Annotated in this window: 1 pseudogene; it reads right to left on the minus strand. The window is 47.8% G+C overall.

The features are described from left to right. Positions 1 to 276, minus strand: a pseudogene (locus AB4512_RS22960) (AraC family transcriptional regulator); the annotation flags it as partial.

The following is a 276-nucleotide window of genomic DNA, read 5'->3' on the forward strand; positions in this document are numbered from 1 at the left end:
GTTTACTCGGCTGTCGCGCACTTCGCCTTTCAATGATGATTGGCTGGCGAAACGTAATATGTAGCGCAAAAAGCTATTCATGAGGGACTCTACCAAATCCCAGTCGCTCTCTTCTCGTGCACACTCCTCTTTAATCATAGTGAAAATAGGCAGTAGGTAGCGGTTGCCTTCTTCACTGCAATCTAAGTAGGGAGGACGACTTTGATGCATGGCAAAAACGGTGTCGACCAGCTGTGTGTTGCGATGGTTGGTTTTGACAAAGCCTGGCGTAAACAC

It is taken from the genome of Vibrio sp. 10N.222.52.B7, assembly GCF_041474275.1.
Lineage (GTDB): Bacteria > Pseudomonadota > Gammaproteobacteria > Enterobacterales > Vibrionaceae > Vibrio > Vibrio crassostreae_C.